17 protein-coding genes are annotated in these 20253 nt (G+C 68.9%); 12 read left to right on the top strand and 5 right to left on the bottom strand.

From position 1 onward, the window contains the following. The first annotated feature begins 118 nt into the window (after nucleotides 1-118). The gene (locus ACSQ9E_RS21370) at nucleotides 119-1033 is read left to right on the top strand and encodes a LysR substrate-binding domain-containing protein (protein ID WP_436219133.1); all 915 of its coding nucleotides are present in this window, start codon (nucleotides 119-121) and stop codon (nucleotides 1031-1033) included. Nucleotides 1034-1135: 102 nt separating this feature from the next. Here ACSQ9E_RS21370 and ACSQ9E_RS21365 read toward each other — a convergent pair whose 3' ends face one another. The 3 genes from ACSQ9E_RS21365 to ACSQ9E_RS21355 all read right to left on the bottom strand — a co-directional run bounded on the left by ACSQ9E_RS21365 (nucleotide 1136) and on the right by ACSQ9E_RS21355 (nucleotide 3068). Continuing rightward, complete coding sequence (locus ACSQ9E_RS21365) at nucleotides 1136-1306, bottom strand: hypothetical protein (RefSeq protein ID WP_164470704.1); 171 nt, start codon at nucleotides 1304-1306, stop codon at nucleotides 1136-1138. Between the two features lie 109 nt (nucleotides 1307-1415). Next, the gene (locus ACSQ9E_RS21360) at nucleotides 1416-2324 is read right to left on the bottom strand and encodes a transglutaminase-like domain-containing protein (protein WP_057201374.1); all 909 of its coding nucleotides are present in this window, start codon (nucleotides 2322-2324) and stop codon (nucleotides 1416-1418) included. Between the two features lie 375 nt (nucleotides 2325-2699). Then, a complete protein-coding gene (locus ACSQ9E_RS21355) occupies nucleotides 2700-3068 on the bottom strand; it encodes a hypothetical protein (protein ID WP_436219132.1) in 369 nt (122 codons plus the stop codon). 98 nt (nucleotides 3069-3166) lie between these two features. Here ACSQ9E_RS21355 and ACSQ9E_RS21350 point away from each other — a divergent pair, with 98 nt between their 5' ends. From ACSQ9E_RS21350 to ACSQ9E_RS21325, 6 genes are all read left to right on the top strand, one after another. Next, nucleotides 3167-3805: an ABC transporter ATP-binding protein gene (locus tag ACSQ9E_RS21350; protein ID WP_436219131.1), complete on the top strand. Its 639-nt coding sequence runs from the start codon at nucleotides 3167-3169 to the stop codon at nucleotides 3803-3805. An 80-nt stretch (nucleotides 3806-3885) separates the two neighbouring features. Next, entirely contained in the window at nucleotides 3886-4518 is a 633-nt protein-coding gene (locus ACSQ9E_RS21345; RefSeq protein ID WP_436219130.1) for a LysE family translocator, read from the top strand. A gap of 293 nt (nucleotides 4519-4811) precedes the next feature. Further along, nucleotides 4812-6596 (top strand): MdtA/MuxA family multidrug efflux RND transporter periplasmic adaptor subunit, encoded by a 1785-nt coding sequence (locus tag ACSQ9E_RS21340; RefSeq protein WP_428002131.1) that lies wholly within the window; start codon nucleotides 4812-4814, stop codon nucleotides 6594-6596. Nucleotides 6597-6632: 36 nt separating this feature from the next. Continuing rightward, nucleotides 6633-9776, top strand: a complete 3144-nt coding sequence (locus ACSQ9E_RS21335) for an MdtB/MuxB family multidrug efflux RND transporter permease subunit (protein ID WP_436219129.1) — start codon at nucleotides 6633-6635, stop codon at nucleotides 9774-9776. Nucleotides 9777-9803: 27 nt separating this feature from the next. Beyond that, nucleotides 9804-12941 carry an efflux RND transporter permease subunit gene (locus tag ACSQ9E_RS21330; protein ID WP_436219128.1) on the top strand — a complete coding sequence of 1046 codons (3138 nt, stop codon included), beginning with the start codon at nucleotides 9804-9806 and terminating at the stop codon, nucleotides 12939-12941. Beyond that, on the top strand, nucleotides 12941-14395 hold the full coding sequence (locus ACSQ9E_RS21325) for an efflux transporter outer membrane subunit (RefSeq protein WP_436219127.1): 1455 nt from the start codon (nucleotides 12941-12943) through the stop codon (nucleotides 14393-14395). Before ACSQ9E_RS21330 ends, ACSQ9E_RS21325 begins: the two co-directional genes overlap by 1 nt. A gap of 20 nt (nucleotides 14396-14415) precedes the next feature. On the opposite strand, the gene ACSQ9E_RS21320 is transcribed toward ACSQ9E_RS21325, so the two are convergent. Together ACSQ9E_RS21320 and ACSQ9E_RS21315 are read right to left on the bottom strand one after the other, a co-directional pair. After that, nucleotides 14416-14814: a hypothetical protein gene (locus ACSQ9E_RS21320; protein ID WP_057201222.1), complete on the bottom strand. Its 399-nt coding sequence runs from the start codon at nucleotides 14812-14814 to the stop codon at nucleotides 14416-14418. A gap of 63 nt (nucleotides 14815-14877) precedes the next feature. Next, entirely contained in the window at nucleotides 14878-15789 is a 912-nt protein-coding gene (locus tag ACSQ9E_RS21315; protein ID WP_436219126.1) for a LysR substrate-binding domain-containing protein, read from the bottom strand. Between the two features lie 181 nt (nucleotides 15790-15970). Between ACSQ9E_RS21315 and ACSQ9E_RS21310 the strand changes: the two genes are divergently transcribed. Genes ACSQ9E_RS21310 through ACSQ9E_RS21290 form a run of 5 tightly spaced genes read left to right on the top strand, consistent with a single transcriptional unit; the run spans nucleotide 15971 to nucleotide 20241 of the window. Beyond that, nucleotides 15971-16738 (top strand): ABC transporter permease, encoded by a 768-nt coding sequence (locus ACSQ9E_RS21310; RefSeq protein ID WP_436219125.1) that lies wholly within the window; start codon nucleotides 15971-15973, stop codon nucleotides 16736-16738. Continuing rightward, entirely contained in the window at nucleotides 16735-17763 is a 1029-nt protein-coding gene (locus ACSQ9E_RS21305) for an ABC transporter ATP-binding protein (protein ID WP_436219124.1), read from the top strand. Before ACSQ9E_RS21310 ends, ACSQ9E_RS21305 begins: the two co-directional genes overlap by 4 nt. A 40-nt stretch (nucleotides 17764-17803) precedes the next feature. Next, complete coding sequence (locus ACSQ9E_RS21300; protein ID WP_305745240.1) at nucleotides 17804-18895, top strand: extracellular solute-binding protein; 1092 nt, start codon at nucleotides 17804-17806, stop codon at nucleotides 18893-18895. Nucleotides 18896-18905: 10 nt separating this feature from the next. Continuing rightward, nucleotides 18906-19718, top strand: coding sequence for an ABC transporter permease (locus ACSQ9E_RS21295; RefSeq protein WP_436219123.1), 813 nt, complete (start codon nucleotides 18906-18908; stop codon nucleotides 19716-19718). After that, on the top strand, nucleotides 19678-20241 hold the full coding sequence (locus tag ACSQ9E_RS21290) for a TIGR00725 family protein (RefSeq protein ID WP_436219122.1): 564 nt from the start codon (nucleotides 19678-19680) through the stop codon (nucleotides 20239-20241). The genes ACSQ9E_RS21295 and ACSQ9E_RS21290 overlap by 41 nt, the downstream gene beginning before the upstream one ends. The last annotated feature ends 12 nt before the right edge of the window (nucleotides 20242-20253 follow it).

Here is a 20253-nt window from a genome sequence, read left to right as displayed (position 1 = left end):
GGTTCTCTCGGTGGCCAAAGGGTGCTGGCAGTCTCTGGCGAACAGCGCTCACCCGCAAACGACACTCCAGCATTCCTGTATTACCATTGGTCATACACCACCCCAGCCTTGCTGCACCATGCGCCTGCATTCGCCATCGATGTCCGAGTTGCACACCTTTGTCACCGTGGTGCGCACAGGCAGTTTTTCGCGCGCGGCGGACGAGCTGTGCGTGACCCAGGGCGCCATCAGCCGGGCGGTGGCGCGTCTCGAAGGCCATTACGGCAAGGTGCTGCTCAAGCGCAGTTCGCATCAGATGCTGCTGACCGCATCAGGCGAACAGTTGTTGGCTGCCGTGCGCGAGCCGCTGGCAGCGATCGAGGCGGCCAGCGAGGCCCTGCGCGAGGGGCCCGCGCGCACCACGGAACTGGTGCTGTCCGTGGTGCCCACGCTGGCCAGCGTGTGGCTGGTGCCGCGCCTGCCGGACTTTCAAGCCCGGCACCCGGATGTGCGCGTGCGCTTCGTTCCCTACCGCAAGGATGAGGACTTCTCGGGCCCCACGCCGCACGCCGCCATCCTTACGGGCCTGGGTGCGGCGCAGTGGCCTGGGTGGGAGTGCGACTACGTCATCGGCCGAGAAGTGGTGCCGGTGTGCCACCCCGCGCGTGCGGCAAGGCAGCAGTGGCAGCATCCGGCCGACCTGGCCGCCGAGCCGCTGCTGGCCCATTCCACCTCGCCCGGCAACTGGGCGCAGTGGCTGCGGGCTGCGGGCGCTGCCGGGGCCGAGCCCGAGCTGTCGACGGTGTTCGACCAGGTGTCCATCCTGGTCCAGGCAGCCATGGCCGACATGGGGGTTGCGCTGGTGCAGCGCTGCCTGGTGCGCGCCGAGCTCGATGCGGGCCGCCTGGTCACGCCGTTCGACCTGCCGATCACCCTGCAGCGCGGCTACTTCCTTTGCCGCCTGCCGGGGCGCCGGGCAGCGGCCAGCCTGCCGGTCTTTCGCCAGTGGTTGCTGGACAGGGCCCGCGAGGACATTGCCCTGATGCCCGCGTGACCGGGTCCATGCCCGTGTTTGCATGGCGCACCAAGCAAAAAGCCCTCTCGCGAGGGCTTTTTTGCAGGGGCCGGCCGCAGCCTGCCCGTGGCGATCTGGCGATCAGCCGCCCTTCTTGGAGCGCTTGCCAGGGTTCTTCTTGCTGCGCGTGGCGACGCCGCGCTCCAGGCTCACGCGCTGGCCGCGACCTGGTGTGGCCAGGTTGTAGCCGGGCACTGGCGTAGGGCGGGGGGTGCGCTTGCGGTCTGCTTCGGTGACGATCTTGTTGCCCATGGGAATTCTCTGGAAAAGATGGTGGAAAAACGTGTATTAGGCCATAGGTCGGGCTGGATGCAGAAAATGAAGCCTTTTCAGCACCGGTGACAGAGTGGTGTTGGATGCCTCAATTGCCGGTGAACCGGGTCGCGAATGCCGCCCCGTGGTCGGTGGAGAGCGCCTCGCGGCAGTGGTGCGGCAGCACGAAACCGCGGCCTGCATCCTCCACGGCCTTGGTGCGTATCACGGGGGGTTGTGCCCGCACGCCGCCGAAGATGGTGGCAAACGCCACGTCGGCCGCATCGCGCCCGGTGCCAAAGCGGATCAGCCCCATGGGGATGGCTGTGCCCGAGGGGTCGAACAGGTACCAGCGGTCGCCCAGGTAAGCCTCCACGTAGGCATGGAAGTCAGGCGGGCCCAGGTTCGGGTCGGCGCCGTAGTCGGTGCCGGTGGTGAAGCGTGCGGGGATATTGATCGCGCGGCACAGCGAAATCATCAGGTGGGCAAAGTCGCGGCAAACCCCCACCTGCTCGACCAGGGTGTCCACGGCCGAGGTGTTGGAATTGGAGGTGTTGGACGTGAACGCCACGTGCTTTTGCACCCAGTCGCGGATCGCCTGCACCCGGCTGTGGCCCTGCCACAGGGCGCCGAACTCATTGAGCGCCAGGCGCAGCAGCCGGTCGGACTGGCAGTAGCGGCTGGGGTAGATATAGCCCATCACCTCCTGCGGCAGCCGCCGCACGGGCACTTCGGCCAGTTGCATGGGGTCGGTGCGGTGGTGTGTGATGTCCACCGTGGCCGAGTACGCCACGCTCAGCGGCCCGGGCTCGCCATGCAGGCGCAGGTAGCGGTTGCCGGTGGCCGGGTCGGTGTGGATTTGCTGCGGAATGTTCTGGTTGATGACCAGGCGCTCGTTGCTGACGGCCTGGCTGGGCGTGTGCGCGGCGTGGATGTTGAACACGAAGTCGGCACCGTACTGGTCGATCTCGTAGTGGAGTTCGATCTCCAGCTCCATGCGCACCCGGGTGTTGGCCATGAACGGCGCAGCCGTGGCCTGCATGGGCGTGCTCTGCGACTGCAGCAACTGGCTGGTGGCAGGTGCAGCGCTGGCAGGCGACTCGTTGGCCGCAGCAAGGGGCAAGGGCGCCGTCATCGGGTTGAAGGGCGGGGCCATGGAAGAAGACGATTGCGCGAGCATGAAGTGAGCCTCTCTGGTGGGTGCAGCTCTGTCAGGCGCTGTGCGCCTGGCCTTGGGCTTTGCGTGGCCAGTGCAAGGCAACCCCTGCACACCGCTGCCATTGCAGGATAGGCGTTTACCCGGGTGCTGTATGTAGGCAGACAGCCTGTTGCCGTTGTCAGCGGCGCTGACAGCTGCGTCTTTACACAGCGAGCCCCGGAAGACCGTGCGGGCTCAGTCGAGCCCGAAGGCCTCGCGCAGGGCGCTGCAGAACATGCTGCTGCCGCTGATCGACAAGGTGAGGGTGGTGCGCGCCGGGCCGGGCGTGCCCGCCTGCACCGCAATGGTGCTGCTGGCGTCGTCGAATGCCAGATCCAGGGGCGTGGCCACCTCCTGCACGGCAGAGAGGTCGTAGTCCCATTCACCGCCCTCGTCGGTCGGGCCGTTCATGCCAGGGAACTGCGCATGTGCCCAGGCCAGCACCTGTGCCACTTCGGCATGCAGGGCCGCCACCTGCGCCGGGGCTACCGCAGCCATCGCATCGAACGTGCCGGTGCCCTCGAAGTCTTCGCTGTAGTCAAAATCCAGGTAGCGCAGGGGCATGGCGTGAGGTGGGGGCAGGGTGGGCCGTGCATTGTCGCGCAGCAGGGGGCTGCATTTCCTAGAATGGCGGGCCTCGCTTCTCCAAGGTTTTCCGTTCCATGCCTGCTGCCAGCACCGATGCCATCCTGCACATCAACGGCCTGTGCTTTGCCTATCCCGAATGCCCGTTGTTCCAGGGCCTGGACGCCCGATTGCCGGCCGGCACCACGCTCGTGCTCGGCGCCGACAGCAGCGGAAAAACCAGCCTGCTGCGACTGTTGGCGGGCGAGCTTGTCCCTGGCGCCGGCCAACTGGTGCTCAAGGGCGTGCCTTTGCACGCCTCACCTGCCGCCTACCGCGCCCAGGTGTTCCAGGGCGACCCGCGCTCGGACGCGCTGAGCGAACAGGTGGCGCAGGACTGGCTGGCGGCGCTGCCCGCCCGCTACCCGCAGTTCGACGCGGCGGCGCTGGCCCTGCATATCGACGGCTTCGAACTCCAGGAGCATCTGCACAAGCGCTTCCTGATGCTGTCCACCGGCACGCGGCGCAAGGTGTGGACGGCCGGGGCCCTGGCCTCGGGCGCGGCATTGACGCTGATCGACGAGCCCGTGGCGGGGCTCGACAAGCCCTCGGTGCAGTACCTGCAGCAGGCGCTGGCCGCCGTGGCGACCCAGGCGGACCGTGCCGTGGTGGTGGCCCACTACGATGCCCTGGTGGGTGTGCCTTGGCAGGCCACCATCGCGCTGCCTGACCGGTAACCCTGGCCGAACAGGATCGTTTCCCAAGCCCTAAACTGGGGTCTGTGCCGCCATTGCGGCCGTTTTCACCGGAAATTCCCATGGACGCCCTTCTTTTCGCCCCCGTCGCCGTGGCCATCGCCCTGACGCCCGGCCCCAACAATTTCTGCGGCCTCAACAACGGCATCCGTGCCGGTGTGGGCGCGGCCCTGGTGGGCACCATCGGGCGCGCGGCGGCGTTTGCGATTTTTCTCACCGTATCGGCCGTGGGCCTGGGGGCCATGCTGCTGGCGTCGGAAGCCGCCTTCACCGCCGTGAAGTGGGTGGGGGCCTGCTACCTGTTCTGGCTGGGCTGGCGCGCCTGGCGCAGCCGCGAGTTCAATGGCCTGGAGGTCGTGGACGGGGCCGAGGTGGCTGCGAGCGCGGCGCCGGTGCGCCTGTGGTCGCTGATCACGCAAGAGTTCCTGCTGGGCATCACCAACCCCAAGGCCATCATCCTGTTCGCGGCCATCTTTCCGCAGTTCATCGACCCGGCGCAGCCGGCGGCGCGCCAGTTCCTCATATTGGGCAGCGTGTACCTGGCGGCCGAGTTCGTCGCCACGGCGGTCTATGCGGCCGGCGGGCGGCAGATCCGCCGCTTCATCCGCACTTCGCGCGGGGTGGTGCGCCTGAACAAGGCCACGGGTGGCTTCTTCATGGGGGCGGGCGGCCTGTTGCTGGCCACCAACCGCTGAAATGAAACACCCCCTGAGTCGCTTCGCGCCTTCCCCCTCTCTCGTCTCGCTGCGCGAGTCGGGAGGGGGACGCCCCCGGTGCGGCGGGGCGGCCCTTGCACGGGGGCACTGGCTTGGGCAGCGCCAGTTTCATGCGATGCGGGTGGCGCGCAGCGCCATGGGCAACTGAATTGCGTTTCGGCCTTGATAACGCCGTAAAGCGAGGGTAAAGGCAGGGTAAATCCCTTTGCCTGCGCGCCGGAGTGTCTCGGCGCATGGCTACCATAGCCACGATTCCACCTGTTGCGTCCACCATGCCGTCCCTCCGTTCCCTGCCTGTGTCTCCGCGGTCCCTCTTGCGCCAACAGGGGCGCGCCCTGTGGTGGGTCGTGCTGCTGGTGCTCGTCGCCGCTGCCGTGGGTGGCGGGCTGTGGTGGAAGCAGCGCCAGGCGGCGCCGGCCCAGGCCGATGCGCCTGTGGGGCGCGGCGGCCCGGGCGGTCCCGGGGGCCGGGGGGCGGCACGTTTCAGCGCGGGCGGGCAAACCCAGCCCGTCTCGGTGGGCGTGGTGCGGCGCCAGGACGTGCGGGTGCAGGTCAACGCCATCGGCACCATGAGCGCACGCGCCACGGCTGTCGTGCGCGCCAAGGTCAGCGGCGAGCTGACCAGCCTGCGCTTCAAGGAGGGCGAAGAGGTCAAGGCCGGCCAGTTGCTCGCCGAGATCGACCCCCGCAGTTACCAGGCCTCGCTGGGGCAGGTGCAGGGCAATCTCGCACGCGACCAGGCCCTGCTCAAGAACGCGCAGCTCGACCTCAAGCGCTACCAGGACCTGCTGGCCAAGGACTCCATCGCCAGCCAGCAGGTGGACACCCAGGCTGCGCAGGTGCGACAGCTCGAAGGCACCGTGGCGGCTGACCAGGCCCAGGTGGACGCCGCCAAGCTGCAGCTGAGCTACACCCGCATCACCGCGCCCATCGCCGGGCGCCTGGGCTTGCGCCAGGCCGACCGGGGCAACGTGGTCGGCCCCTCGGACGCCAACGGCATCGTCACCATCAACCTGGTGCGCCCCATCGACGCGGTGTTCTCCGTGCCCGAGGCGCACCTGGCGCAGATCAACCAGCGCCTGTCCCAAGGCGCCGAGCTGCCCGTGGAGCTGTGGGACCGCGAACAGAAGCGCCGCCTGGCGCGTGGCCGCCTGGGCGCACTGGACAACGCCATCGACGCGACCACCGGCACCATCAAGGTCAAGGCCAGCTTTGCCAACGACGACGGCACGCTGTTCCCCAACCAGTTCGTGAACGTGCGCCTGCAGGTCAACCTGCTGGAAAACGCGCTGACCGTGCCCGGCACGGCCATCCAGAACAACTACGTCTACCTGGTGCAGCCCGATGGCACGGTGACGCAGCGGCGCATCCGCGTGGGCGTGGCCGATGGCGACCGCGTGGCGGTCGAAGGGGAACTCAAGGACGGCGACCAGGTGGTGGTCGACGGCATCGACCGCCTGCGCGAAGGCGCCAAGGTGGCCGTGATCGATTCGGGCGCCGCCGCACGCGCCGACGAGGCCGCGCAGGATGGCGGCGCCCGCCGCGCGGCCATGATGCGCAACCTGACCCAGGAAGAGCGCGACAAGCTCGCCAAGATGACGCAGGAGGAGCGCCGCGCCTTCTTGCGCAGCAAGCGCAACCAGCCCGGTGCCGCCGGGCCTGCAGGCGCGGCCAGCGGCACGGTGGGTAGCGAGGCCGCAGCGCCAGCTGCCGGTGCATCTGCTGCTGCCGGGCCTTCGACTGCGGCTGGTGGCCGCGGCGCCGAGGGTTCGCGCGGGGCCACCGAGGGTGCACCACGCGAAATGCCCCGGGTCGGCACTGGCGCCGGGGCCGAAGGCGGTCCCCGCGGCGAAGGCAGCCCGCGTGCGGAAGGCGGTGCCCCCGATGGCGAGCGCCGCCCTGGCATGTCGCCCGAGGTGCGGGCCCTGCTTGAAAAGATGAGCCCCGAGGAGCGCCAGAAGCTGCAGGCCATGGCGCCCGACGAGCGGCGTGCCTTCATCCGCAGCAAGATGCAGGCGGCCGGCATTGCGGCCCCTGGCGCAGCGGCGTCGCGCTGACGCGGCCCCGATCACCCTGAAGCGGGCACCGTCCCCATGAACCTTTCGCGCATCTTCATCCTGCGCCCCATCGCCACCTCGCTGCTGATGGTGGCGCTGCTGATCGCAGGCCTGCTGGCCTACCGGCTGCTGCCCATCTCGGCCCTGCCCGAGGTGGACTACCCCACCATCCAGGTCACCACGCTGTACCCGGGCGCGAGCCCCGACGTGATGACCTCCAACGTCACCGCGCCGCTGGAGCGCCAGTTCGGCCAGATGCCGGGCCTCGCGCAGATGTCCTCCACCAGCTCGGGCGGGGCCTCGGTCATCAACCTACGCTTTGCGCTGGACATGGCCATGGACGTGGCCGAGCAGCAGGTGCAGGCGGCCATCAACGCCGGCAGCAACCTGCTGCCGAACGACCTGCCCATGCCGCCCATCTACAGCAAGGTGAACCCGGCGGACGCCCCCATTCTCACGCTGGCCATCACCTCGCCCTCGCTGCCGGTGATCCGCGTCAATGACCTGGTGGAGAACCGCCTGGCGCCCAAGCTCTCGCAGGTCAAGGGCGTGGGCCTCGTGGCCATCGCGGGCGGGCGCCGTCCGGCTGTGCGCATCCAGGTCAATCCGGTGGCGCTGGCGGCGGTGGGCATGACGCTCGAAGACGTGCGCAGCATGATCGCCTCGTCCAACGTCAAGCAGGCCAAGGGCGGCTTCGACGGCCCGGCACGCGCTTCGACCATCGACGCCAATGACCAGTTGCAGTCCGCCCAGGAGTACCAGAACCTGGTGATCGCATTGCGCAATGGCGTACCCGTGCGCCTGAGCGACGTGGCCGCCACGGTGGACGATGCCGAGAACACCCGGCTGGCAGCCTGGGCCGGCACGCCCGACACGGGCGCGCGCGCTGGTGTGATCCTCAACATCCGGCGCCAGCCCGGCGCCAATGTGATCGAGACGGTGGACCGCATCAAGGCCTTGCTGCCCCAGTTGCAGAGCACGCTGCCGGCCTCGCTGGACGTGCAGATCCTGACCGACCGCACGGTCACCATCCGCTCCTCGGTCAAGGACATGCAGGTCGAGCTGGCCCTGGCCATCGGCCTGGTGGTGGCGGTGATCTTCGTGTTTTTGCGCAGCGCCTCGGCCACGCTCATACCCAGCGTGGCGGTGCCGCTGTCGCTGGTGGGCACCTTCGGTGTCATGTACATGGCGGGGTTCTCGATCAACAACCTCACCTTGATGGCGCTGACCATCTCCACCGGCTTCGTGGTGGACGACGCCATCGTGATGATCGAGAACATCGCGCGCTACGTGGAGGAGGGCGAGCCCCCGCTGCAGGCCGCGCTCAAGGGCGCCAAGCAGATCGGCTTCACCATCATCTCGCTGACCATCTCGCTGATTGCGGTGCTGATCCCGCTGCTCTTCATGGGCGACGTGGTGGGCCGGCTGTTCCACGAGTTCGCCATCACCATGGCCGTGGCCATTTTGATCTCGGCCGTGGTCTCGCTCACGCTCACGCCCATGCTGTGCGCGCGCCTGTTGCGCCACACGCCCGAGGAAAGCCATGGCCGCCTGTACCAGGCCACGGGCCGCTTCTTCGACCGCACCATCGCGCACTATGGCCGCGCGCTGAACTGGGTGCTGGGCCACCAGGGGCTCACCTGGATCGTGTTCATCGCCACGCTGGCGCTCACGGTGCTGCTGTACATGGTGGTGCCCAAGGGCTTCTTCCCGGTGCAGGACACGGGCACGCTGCAGGCCACGACCGAGGCCGACCAATCCATCTCGTTCGCCGCCATGGCCGAGCGCCAGCAGCAGCTGGCCGAGCGCATCCTGCGCGACCCGGCCGTCAAGAGCGTCTCGTCCTTCATCGGGGTCGACGGCGCCAACACCACGCTCAACACCGGCCGCCTGCTGATCGACCTGAAGCCCCATGGCGAGCGCGACAAGGCGTCCACGGTGGTGCGCCGCCTGGCTGACGACACGGCCGACCTGCCCGGCATCCGCCTGTATGCCCAGCCGGTGCAGGACCTGACCATCGAGGACCGCGTGGCGCGCACGCAGTACCAACTCCTGGTCTCCTCGCCCGATTCGGCGCAGTTGCAGGCCAGCACCGCCGACCTGGTGCGCCGCATGCGCGGCCTGCCGCAGCTGGCCGACGTGGCCAGCGACCTGCAGAGCCAGGGCCTGCAGGCCTTCGTGCAGATCGACCGGGCCCAGGCCAGCCGCCTGGGGGTCACGGTGTCGGGCATCGACACGGCGCTGTACAACGCCTTCGGCCAACGCCTCATCTCCACCATCTTCACGCAGTCCAACCAGTACCGCGTGGTGCTCGAGGTGGCGCCGCAGTTCAAGGTGGGCCCCGAGGCGCTGGCCAATATCTACGTCACCTCCACGGCGGGCAAGCCGGTGGCGCTGTCCACCGTGGCGCGCATCGAGGAGCGGCCCATGGCCCTGGGCGTGAACCACGTGGGCCAGTTGCCCGCAGCCACCATCTCGTTCAACACCGCGCCCGGCGTGGCGCTGGGCGATGCGGTCAAGGCCATCCAGGCCGAGCAGGCCGCCGCCAAGGAAGCGGGGCTGCTGCCGCTGTCGGTGGAGACCAGCTTCCAGGGCGCTGCGCTGGCCTTTCAGGCTTCGCTGTCGAACACGCTGTTGCTCATCCTGGCGGCGGTGGTCACCATGTACATCGTGCTCGGCGTGCTTTACGAAAGCACCATCCACCCGATCACCATCCTCTCCACCCTGCCGTCGGCCGGCGTGGGCGCGCTGCTGGCCCTGCTGGTGACGGGGCTCGATGTGGACATCATCGCCATCATCGGCATTGTGCTGTTGATCGGCATCGTCAAGAAGAACGCGATCATGATGATCGACTTCGCGCTGGAGGCCCAGCGCGAGCAGGGCATGGGCGCGCGCGAGGCCATCTACCAGGCCTGCCTGCTGCGCTTTCGCCCGATCCTGATGACCACGCTGGCGGCCCTGCTGGGTGCCCTGCCGCTTATGCTGGGCACGGGTGTGGGCAGCGAGCTGCGGCATCCGCTGGGCGTGACCATGGTGGGCGGCCTCATCGTGAGCCAACTGCTCACGCTGTTCACCACGCCGGTGATCTACCTGACCTTCGAGAACGCGGCCGAGCGCTGGCGCGCACGGCGCGCGGCCAAGGCGGCCGCAGCGCAGGGGGAGAGCCATGCGCAGGTCTGAAACTGCTGCGGTGGGTGGGGGCATGCCGTGAGCCTGTCCACCCCTTTCATCCACCGCCCCATCGCCACCATGCTGCTCACCATCGGCCTGGCGCTGGCGGGGGCGGTGTCGTACTTCCTGCTGCCCGTGGCACCGCTGCCGCAGGTCGATTACCCCACCATCTCGGTCTCGGCCAGCCTGCCCGGGGCCAGCCCCGACACCATTGCCGCCACGGTGGCCACGCCGCTGGAGCGGGCCCTGGGGGCCATCGCGGGCGTCAATGAAATCACCTCGCGCTCCACGCTGGGCAGCACCTCCATCACGCTGCAGTTCGACCTGAGCCGCACGGTGGACAGCGCCGCGCGCGACGTGCAGGCGGCCATCAATGCATCGCGCACGCTGCTGCCCACGGGCATGCCCAGCAACCCCACCTACCGCAAGGTGAACCCGGCCGATTCGCCCATCATGATCCTCGCGCTCACGTCCAGCTCGCTCACGCGCGGGCAGATGTACGACGCGGCCTCCACCGTCATGGCGCAAAAGCTCTCGCAGGTCGAGGGCGTGGGCCAGGCCTCCATCAGCGGCGGCGCATTGCCCGCCGTGCGCGTGCAGCTCGACCCGCTGCGCCTGGCGGCCAACGGCGTCTCGCTGGAGCAGGTGCGTGCGGCCATTACCAGCACCAATGCCAATCGCCCGCTCGGCTCGGTCGAGCGCGAGGACCACTATTGGCAGGTGACCGCCAACGACCAGGCCCGCGTGGCAGCCGACTACGCCCCCCTGGTGCTGCGCTGGAAGAACGGCAACGCCATCCGCCTGGCCGACGTGGCCCAGGTCACCGACTCGGTGCAGGACGTGCGCAACTTCGGCGTTGCCAATGGCAAGCCGGCCATCCTGCTGCAGGTGTACAAGCAGCCCGGCGCCAACATTCTCGAAGCCGTGGAGCGCGTGCGCGCGCTGCTGCCGGCGCTCAAGGCGTCCATTCCGGCGGCCATCGACATCGAGATCGTCTCCGACCGCACGCCCACGCTGCGCGCCTCGGTCAAGGAGGTGGAGCGCGCCCTGCTGATCGCCGTGGCGCTGGTGATCATGGTGGTGTTTCTGTTCCTGCGCAATGCGCGCGCCACGCTCATCCCCAGCGTGGCGGTGCCGGTGTCGCTGGCGGGCACCTTCGGCATCATGTACCTGGCGGGCTACACGCTCGACAACCTGTCGCTGATGGCGCTCACCGTGGCCACCGGCTTCGTGGTGGACGATGCCATCGTGGTGCTCGAGAACATCATGCGCCACATGGAGCGCGGCAAGACGGCACTGCAGGCTTCGCTCGACGGGGCGCGCGAAATCGGCTTCACTGTGGTGTCCATGAGCATCTCGCTGATCGCGGTGTTCGTGCCCATTTTGTTCATGGGCGGCATCGTGGGCCGGTTCTTTCGCGAGTTCGCCATCGTCATGTCGGCGGCCATCCTGGTGTCGCTGGTGGTCTCGCTGACCACCACGCCCATGATGTGCGCGGTGCTGCTCAAGCAGCACCGTGCGCCCAGGGCGCCCAGCCAGTCCCGCTGGGCGCGCTTTTCGCGCTGGGTCGACCGGCTGCAGGAGCGCGGCCTGCGCGCCTACCGCCGCAGCCTGGCCTGGTGCCTGCGCCACCAGCCCGTGGTGCTGCTGGTGCTGCTGGGCGTGGTGGCCAGCAATGTCTACCTGTACACCGCCATCGACAAGGGCTTCATGCCCGAGCAGGACACGGGCCGCATCTCGGGCTTCATCCGGGCCGACCAGTCCACCTCGTTCCAGGCCATGGAGCAGCGGCTGCAGCGCTTCCTCGCCATCGTGCAGGCCGACCCGGCGGTGGAGCATGTCACCGGCTTCACGGGCGGCTGGCAGCGCAATGCGGCGCAGATGTTCATGTCGCTCAAGCGCGGGCCGGGGCAGGAGAGCTCGGACGCAGTGATCGCGCGGCTGCGCGAGCAGCTCAAGAACGAGCCCGGCGCGCGCCTGTTCATGACCCCCCAGCGCGACATCCGCATCGGCGGGCGGCAGAGCAGCGCCTCGTTCGACTACACGCTGCAGGCCGACGACATCGCCGAGCTGCGCACCTGGGAGCCGCGCATCCGCCAGGCCCTGTCGCAACTGCCCGAGCTGGAGGACGTGAACAGCGACGTGCAGGACTACGGCCTGCAGACCACGCTGGTGATCGACCGCGACGCCGCCACGCGCATGGGCCTGTCGGTGGCCACCATCGACGCCACGCTCAACGACGCCTTCGGCCAGCGCCAGGTGGGCGTGATCTACAACCCGCTCAACCAGTACCGCGTGGTGATGGAGGCCGCGCCCCAGTACCTGCAGGACCCCGAGACGCTGCGCAGCTTCTTCTTCGTGAACAACCTGGGCCAGCAGATTCCGCTCACGGCCTTTGCGCGCATCACGCAGACCAATACGCCGCTGTCGGTCAGCCACGACCGGGGCACGCCGGCCAGCACGGTGAGCTTCAGCCTGGCGCCGGGCATTTCGCTGTCGCAGGCCACCGACGCGGTGCACAACGCGGTGTCCGAGTTGGGCGTGCCCGTGGGCATACGCGGCATCTTCGGCGGCACGGCCGGGGCCTTCCAGGACGCGCTGGCCGGGCAGCCGCTGCTGATCCTGGCGGCCATCATCACCATCTACCTGGTGCTGGGCATCCTGTACGAGAACCTGGTGCACCCGCTCACCATCCTCTCCACCCTGCCATCGGCCGGCGTGGGTGCGCTGCTGGCGCTGATGCTGTTCAAGACCGAGTTCTCGCTGATCGCGCTGATCGGGGTGATCCTGCTCATCGGCATCGTCAAGAAGAACGCGATCATGATGATCGACTTCGCGCTGGTGCGCCAGCGCGGCGGCCACGTGAGCGCCGCCCAGGCCATCTACCGCGCCTGCAACCTGCGCCTGCGCCCCATCCTCATGACCACCATGGCAGCCATTTTTGGCGCGCTACCCCTGGCCCTGGGCCGGGCCGATGGCGCCGAGCTGCGCCAGCCCCTGGGCATCGCCATCGTGGGCGGGCTGCTGTTCAGCCAGGTGCTCACGCTCTACACCACGCCCGTGGTCTACGTGGCGCTGGACCGCCTGCGCGCACGCGTGCTGCGCACGGCGCGCCACTGGCGCAGACAGCGCCCAGCGCCGGTCCCCGCCGTGGCGCTTCAAGGAAACGATTGATGCTTTCGACCCCTTCTTCCCCGTTCCCTGCACGGCTGGCGCTCTCGCTGGCCGTGCTGGCCCTGCTCGGTGCCTGCGCCAGCCAGCAGGCCTACGAGCGCCCGGCCATGGACATCCCGCCGGCCTACAAGGAAGGCAGCGCCGCCGCCCAGGGCCTGTGGCAACCGGCTCAGCCCGGCGGCGACCAGGCCGTGCCGACCGTATGGTGGTCTCTGTATGGCGATGCCACGCTCGACACCCTGCAGCAGCAGGCCGCCGCCGGCAACCAGAACATTGCGCAGAGCGTGGCCCGCCTGCGTGCCGCACAGGCCGCGGTGGCCAGCAGCAGCGCCAGCCTGTTGCCCAGCCTGGGCGCCAGTGCCAGCAGTTCGCGCTCGCGCAGCGGCAGCACGCTGCAGGCCGACGGCAGCAGCAATGCGCGCGTGGGCACCAGCCATTCACTGGGCCTGAACGCCAGCTGGGAGCTGGACCTGTGGGGCCGCATTGCGGGCACGGTGGACGCGGCCCGCGCCAGCGCCCAGGCCAGCGCCGACGACCTTGCCGCCATGCGCCTGTCGGTGCAGGCCACGGTGGCCCAGACCTATTTCTCGCTGCGCGCCGCCGAGGCCCAGGCCCGGCTGCTGCGCGAAACGCTCGATGCCTATGACCGCAGCTGGGAGCTCACGCGCAACCGCCAGGCGGCGGGCGTGGCATCGCTGGCCGACGTGGCCCAGGCCGAGGCGCAGTACAAGAACACCCAGGTGCAGTTGCTCGAATCCGAGACCAGCCGCAGCCAGCTCGAACATGCGCTCGCCGCGCTGGTGGGCCAGGCGCCCGCCGCCTTCAGCCTGCCGGCCACGGCCGAGCTGCCAGCCCCGCCGCCCGTGCCCGCGCAACTGCCGTCGCAACTGCTGGAGCGCCGCCCCGACATCGCCGCCGCCGAGCGCCGCGTGGCCGCCGCCAACGCGCAGATCGGCGTGGCGCGCGCGGCCTTCTTCCCGGCGCTCACGCTCTCGGGCTCGGCCGGCTACCGGGGTTCGGAGCTGTCCAACCTGCTGAGTGCGCCCAACCTGTTCTGGTCGCTGGGCCCGGCGCTGGCCGTCTCGCTGTTCGATGGCGGGGCACGCACTGCCGCCGTGGAATCGGCCCGCGCCAGCAACGACCAGGCCGCTGCGAGTTACCGCCAGACGGTGCTGACGGCGCTGCAGGAGGTGGAGGACAACCTCACGGCTGCCACCGCCCTGGCGCAGGAGCAGCAGCTGCAGACCGAGGCCCTGGCCGCCGCCCAGCGCGCCCTCGATGTGGTGAACAACCAGTACCGCGCGGGCACCGTGGGCTTCCTCAACGTGATCACGGCCCAGGCCAGTGTGCTCTCGTCGCAGCGCAGCCTGATCGACGTGAAGAACCGCCGCCTGGCAGCTGTGAACATGCTGCTCAAGAACGTGGCGGGCAACTGGGAGCCGCTGGCGCGTTGAGGGGGCCGCCTGCGGTCAGGTCAACCCGCATGGTCCGTGGACGCGAACACCCTCCAGCCCTGGTCGCTGTGCAGCAGGTTGTAGGACTCGCGCCAGCCACTGACCACGCTGCCATCGGAGCGCAAGAGTTCCCAGGAGACGGTCGCCAGCACGCTGAGTGCACCCATGGACACCACCTCCAGATCGCGGTACCGGCACGACCGGCAGCCTTCTCCATGGTACGTGGTGAGTACGGACTGGAAGTAGCCGGCAATCTCCTGCCCGCTGTGGAAGGACCGCAGCGCCCCCTGGGCATCCAGTGAGATGCAGGGCTCGGCATAGCGCTGGGCCACGAGGAAACCGTCGAACGTGGCGAAGGCCACCACGAAGTCATCGAAAAATTGCCGGATCTGGTGATGCAGGTCAGTGGTGGCGGGCATGCGACGTCTTCCTGTTGTGCGATGGGTGTCCGGCGGCAAACGGGCCGGACGGGTGGGCCGGGCTCATTCTGCAGCCCCGCCACGCGACTGCGCGCCTTCGGCCAGCAGCCATTCGCGAAACGCCGCAAACGCCGGCAGGTCCAGCCGGTCGGGCCGGTAGCACAGGTAGTGGCCCTGGTCCACGCGAATGGCGCTGCCGCAGGGGGCGAGCAGCGAGCCCTCGGCAAACTCCTTTTGCACCAGCAGGGCCGGCACCAGCCCGATGCCCAGGCCGTTGAGTGCGGCCTGGATCAGCGCCGAATACTGGGCGAAGCGCGGGCCCGCGAGGGTCTGCACCTCGGGCACGCCATGCTGCGCGGCCCACTGGCGCCAGGCCGTGGGCGCGCCCTCGTGGTGCAGCAGGGTGTGGCCCAGGATGTCGGCCGGCTGGGCGATGCGGTGGCGCCCCTCGACCAGGCTGCGCGCCACGATGAGCACGAACTCGCGTCCCGCGATGTATTCGGACACCACGCCCGGCCAGCCGTCGGGGCCGTAGCGGATGGCGGCGTCCACACCGGCCGGTATGCCGTCGCTGGGCTCCAGGTGGCGGCTGAAGCTGAGCATCACGTGGCGGCTCTTCTGGCTGAAGTCCGGCAGGCGCGGGATCAGCCACTTGGTGAGGAAGGTGGGCACGCTGGCCAGCGTGAGCAGGCCTGCACCTGCATCGCCCGAGCGGGCCTCGAAGGTGGCCGCCTCAATGGCGCGCAGGCCGCCCGAGATCTTCTGCCAGTACACGCGGCCTTGCGGTGTGAGCTCCACCCCGCGGCCGTTCTTCTGCAGCAGTTGGCGGCCCAGAAAGGCCTCCAGCCCTGCCACCTGCTTGCTCACGGCGCTGGCCGTGATGCACAGTGCGCCCGAGGCCAGGGTGATGCTCTGGTGCCGGGCCACGGCGTCGAAGGCCAGCAGTTCCTGGATGGTCGGGCAGTCGCGTTTCATATCCGGGTTTGGTGAAAGCTGTGTGAAAAACGTTTTCCAATCGCTCAGCTGTCCTCATCCAGGTTTCACCCATCATGGGGCGGTCTCTCTCTAGAATTTGGCCAGTGCTGCGGCATGCCTTGTGGCGGACAGTAGCGCATCCGGAAAGTATGCCGGTGATTCTGACATTGGAGACAACAACGTGGTCCGCGGCATTTCCCTCATCTACGGCCTGTACCTGCTGCTGCCCATCGCGCTGCTCATGCTCGGCAGCGTGGGCGGCAACTGGACCAACACGCTGCTGCCCACGGGCACCACGGGCCAGTGGTACCTCGACCTTTGGCAGGACACCTCGTTCCGCAAGGCCTTCGTGAGCAGCCTGGTGGTGGCCATGGCCGCCTGCGCCATCAACACCGTGCTGGCGCTGCCCCTGGCCTATGCCCTGTACCACGGCGCGCGCCGCAGCGGCGGTATGGCGGCGCGCATCGTGAGCGCCATGCCGGTGGCCGTGCCGGCCATCACCCTGGCCTTTGGCTACATGGTGGTGTTCAACACCGATCTTGCGCCCTGGCTCGGCTCCATGCCGCTGCTCATCGCGGCGCACGCCATTCTCACGCTGCCCTACCTCACCAACACGCTGCTGACCGATCTGCGCCACCTGGACCTTGGCCGGCTCGAACAGGCAGCGGCCACGCTGGGGGCCTCGGGCTGGCAGCAGTTCACCGGCATCGTGCTGCCCAGCCTGCGCCAGAGCCTGCTCAGCGGCCTGGTGATGGTGGCCGCCATCTCGGTCGGCGAGTTCGGCGTGTCCAACCTGCTCACCAGCTTTCAGAACCGCACCTACCCCGTCGTGCTGCTGCAGGCGTTCTATGGCGCCACGGGCTTTGCCTGTGCCGCCACGGTGATCCTGCTGGTGCTGGCGGGTGCATCGGCCCTGCTGTCCTCCTCCCTCGTCAAAGCCCGCCCATGAGCCTCGTCCTCGACAACGTCAGCTACCACTATCCCGGCAGCACGCACGGCCTGCACGAGGTCTCCCTGGATGTGCGCACCGGCGAACTGGTGGCGGTGATCGGGCCCAGCGGCTCGGGCAAATCCACGCTGCTCCAGCTGGTGTCGGGGCTCACCACCGGCCACACGGGCCACATCGCCTTCGATGGCAAGGACATGTCGCGCACACCGGTGCACGAGCGCCGCATGGGCATGGTGTTCCAGAGCTATGCCCTGTTCCCGCACCTGTCGGTGCTCGACAACGTGGCCTACGGCCTCAAGCTGCGCAAGGTGGGCGTGGCCGAGCGCCACCGGCGCGCGCAGGAACTGCTCGACATCGTGGGCCTGGGCAGCTACGCGCAGCGCAGCGTTGCCCAGCTCTCGGGCGGGCAGCAGCAGCGGGTGGCATTGGCGCGGGCGCTGGCCATCGACCCGCTGGCCCTGCTGCTGGACGAGCCGCTGTCGGCGCTCGATGCCAGCGTGCGCGGCCACCTGCGCGACGAGATCCGCGCCATCCAGCAGCGCTTTGGCGCCACCACGCTGCTGGTCACGCACGACCAGGAAGAGGCGCTGGTCATGGCCGACCGCGTGGCCATGCTGAAAGACGGCCGCCTGCTGCAGATTGCCACCCCGCGCCAGATCTACGAGCAGCCCGCCAGCCGCGCGGTGGCCGAGTTCGTTGGCCTCTCGACCATCCTGCCTGCCAAAGTGGCATCGCCCGGGCGGCTCGACCTGGGGTTTGCCGAACTGGCGGCCGACACGGGCACCCGCGCTGCAGGCGCCCAGGTGCATGTGCTGGTGCGCCCCGAGCATATCCAGCCCGACCCGCCGCAGGGCAGCGTGAACCGCCTGGCCGGGCGCACGGGTGCCCAGCGCTACCTGGGCGCGCTCACGCGCTACGACTTCGAGGTGCCCGGCGCGGCCAAGCCTTTCCTGGCCGAGTCGCCGGTACCGGCGGTTCAAGCCATCGCCATCGCGCCTGAGCACATCCGCCTTCTTGACGACTGAGTTTCTTCCCTCACCCAACCCATCCCACCGAGGAGCCACCATGCAACGCAGACAACTGATCCAGGCCGCCGGCGCATTGCCTGTACTGTCATTCGCAACGCTTGCCGCACGCACCGCCTTTGCCTTTGACGGGCCCGAGCTCTATGCGGGCGAGAAGGCCTTGTACGCCGAGGCGCAAAAGGAAGGACTGTGCGTCTCGTTCGACACGGGGCCCGAGTGGGCCAACTGGAAGTCGCTGTTCCGCGACTTCAAGAAGCGCTACCCCGAGATCGAGCTGACCTACAACGACATCGGCTCCGCCGCCACCGTGGTGGCGCTGGAAAAGACCCGCCGCCGCCCGCAGGCCGACACCGCTTACTACTTCGCGGCATCGGCTGTGGACGCGGCCAAGAAGGACGTGGTCGCCCCCTTCAAGCCCGTCAACTTCGACAAGCTGCCCCCCGTGTTCCGCGAGGCCGAGGGCCGCTGGTTCACCATCCACACGCTCAACATCGCCTTCCTGGTGAACAAGAAGCTGGTGAAGAACGTGCCCACCGGCTGGGCCGACCTGCTCAAGCCCGAGTTCAAGAACACCGTGGTCTACCTGGACCCGCGCTCCACCGGCATCGGCCAGGTGCTGACCTTCGCCGCGGCCTATGCCAACGGCGGCGGCGTGGACAACGTGCAGCCCGGCACCGACTACCTGGGCAAGCTGCATGCCGCCGGCAATGTGCTGCGCGTGGAGGGCACCACGCCCTATGCCAAGTTCCTCAAGGGCGAGATCCCGGTCTGGATCAGCTACGAGAACGACGGCCTCAAGGCCAAGCATGTGGACGGCATGGGCGATGCGGTCGAGGTGGTGATCCCCAAGGAGGCCAGCGTGGCCGCGCCCTATGCCATCAGCCTGGTGAAGAACGGCCCCAACCCGAATGCCGGCAAGCTCTGGCTCAACTTCATCATGAGCGAGGCCGGGCAGACGCTGTTCGCGCAGGGCTTCGTGCGCCCTGCCGTGCCGGGCACGCCGCTGTCCGCCGACGTGGCCGCGAAGATGCCGGCCGCGCCGCAGATCCGCCCGCTCGACGTGGTCAAGGCCTCCGAGCGCAAGGCCGAGGTGGACCGCCTGTGGGCCCAGGCCGCGCTGGGCAACAAGTAGGCTCGCTGGCATGCGACGCTTCGGTGCCTGGCCCGCATGGGCCTTCATGGCGCTCTTTTTCGCGGTGCCGCTGGCGGCCTTGCTGCCCGAGGCGTTTGGTGATGGCGGCAGCGCCTTCGCGCGCCTGTTCGGCAACCCGCTGTTCCTCGGTGCGCTGCGCAACACGCTGGCGCTGGGGCTGGCGGCGGGCGCGGTGTCGGCGCTGGTGGGCGCCTGCATCGCCATCGAGCTGGCACGCCAGAGCCCGCCGCGGCGCCAGTGGATGATGACCCTGCTGGGCCTGCCGCTGGCCTTCTCGGGGCTGGTGATTGCCTACGGCTTCATCCTGGCCTTCGGGCGCGCGGGCTTCGTCACGCAGTTGCTGGCGGGGCTGGGCGGCGATCCGGCCGTCATCGGCAGCTGGATCTACAGCGTCTCGGGCCTGGGCGTGGCCTATGCCTACTACCTGATCCCGCGCGTGGCGCTGTCGCTGTACCCGGTGTTCGCCAACCTCGACCTGCGCCCGGCACAGGCCGCGCGCACGCTGGGTGCATCACGCGCGCGGGCTTTCTGGGACACGGTGGTGCCCGAGGTGCTGCCCTCGGTGCTGTCCAATGCCTGCATGGTGGCCGCAATCGCCATGGGCACCTATGGCACGGCGCTGGCGCTGGTGGGCACGCAGCTCAACATCCTGCCGCTGATGCTGCTGGCACAGGTCAGCGATGGTGGGTCGGATTTCGCGGTGGCAGCGGCCTTGTCGCTGGTGCTGATGGTCGTGTGTGTGGTGGTGATGGGAGTGGGTGATGTCTTTACGCGAAGGCGCGAACGCAATGCAGGCCATTGAAACCTGGCCGGCGCCGGTGGTGCAGGCGCTGCAGCACCTGGCCCTGAAGCAGAAGGGGCCGGGGCGCCACCGCCAGCCGGTGGCCGTGATCGGGCCCGGCGATGCCGGCGAGGCCGAGTGCGCAGCCGCCTACGCCGTGGCGCATGCGCTGGCAGGCGCGGGCATGGCAGTGATCTGCGGCGGGCGCGGTGGTGTCATGGCCGCCGCATCGCGCGGGGCGACCGAAGCCGGGGGAATTGCCGTGGGCATCCTGCCCGAAGACGATGACTCCCAGGCCAACGAGTGGCTGAGCGTGGCGGTGCCCACCGGCATGGGGGAGATGCGCAATGCCATCATCGCGCGCGCCGGAGTCTGCCTGGTGGCCATCGGCAGCAACATGGGCACCCTGTCCGAGATGGCCATGGGCCTCAAGTGGGGTAAGCCGGTTTTCGTGCTGTACGGTGGCGTGGAGTTGCCGGGGGCCGTGCCGGCCAGCGGGGTGGACGACCTGCTGGACAAGGTGCTTGAAAGCCTGTTGGGATAAAGTCGCGCGGCG

The sequence above is a fragment of the Acidovorax sp. LjRoot118 genome (assembly GCF_964253575.1).
Taxonomy (GTDB): domain Bacteria; phylum Pseudomonadota; class Gammaproteobacteria; order Burkholderiales; family Burkholderiaceae_C; genus Acidovorax.
This window is presented reverse-complemented; position numbering and strand designations above follow the sequence as displayed.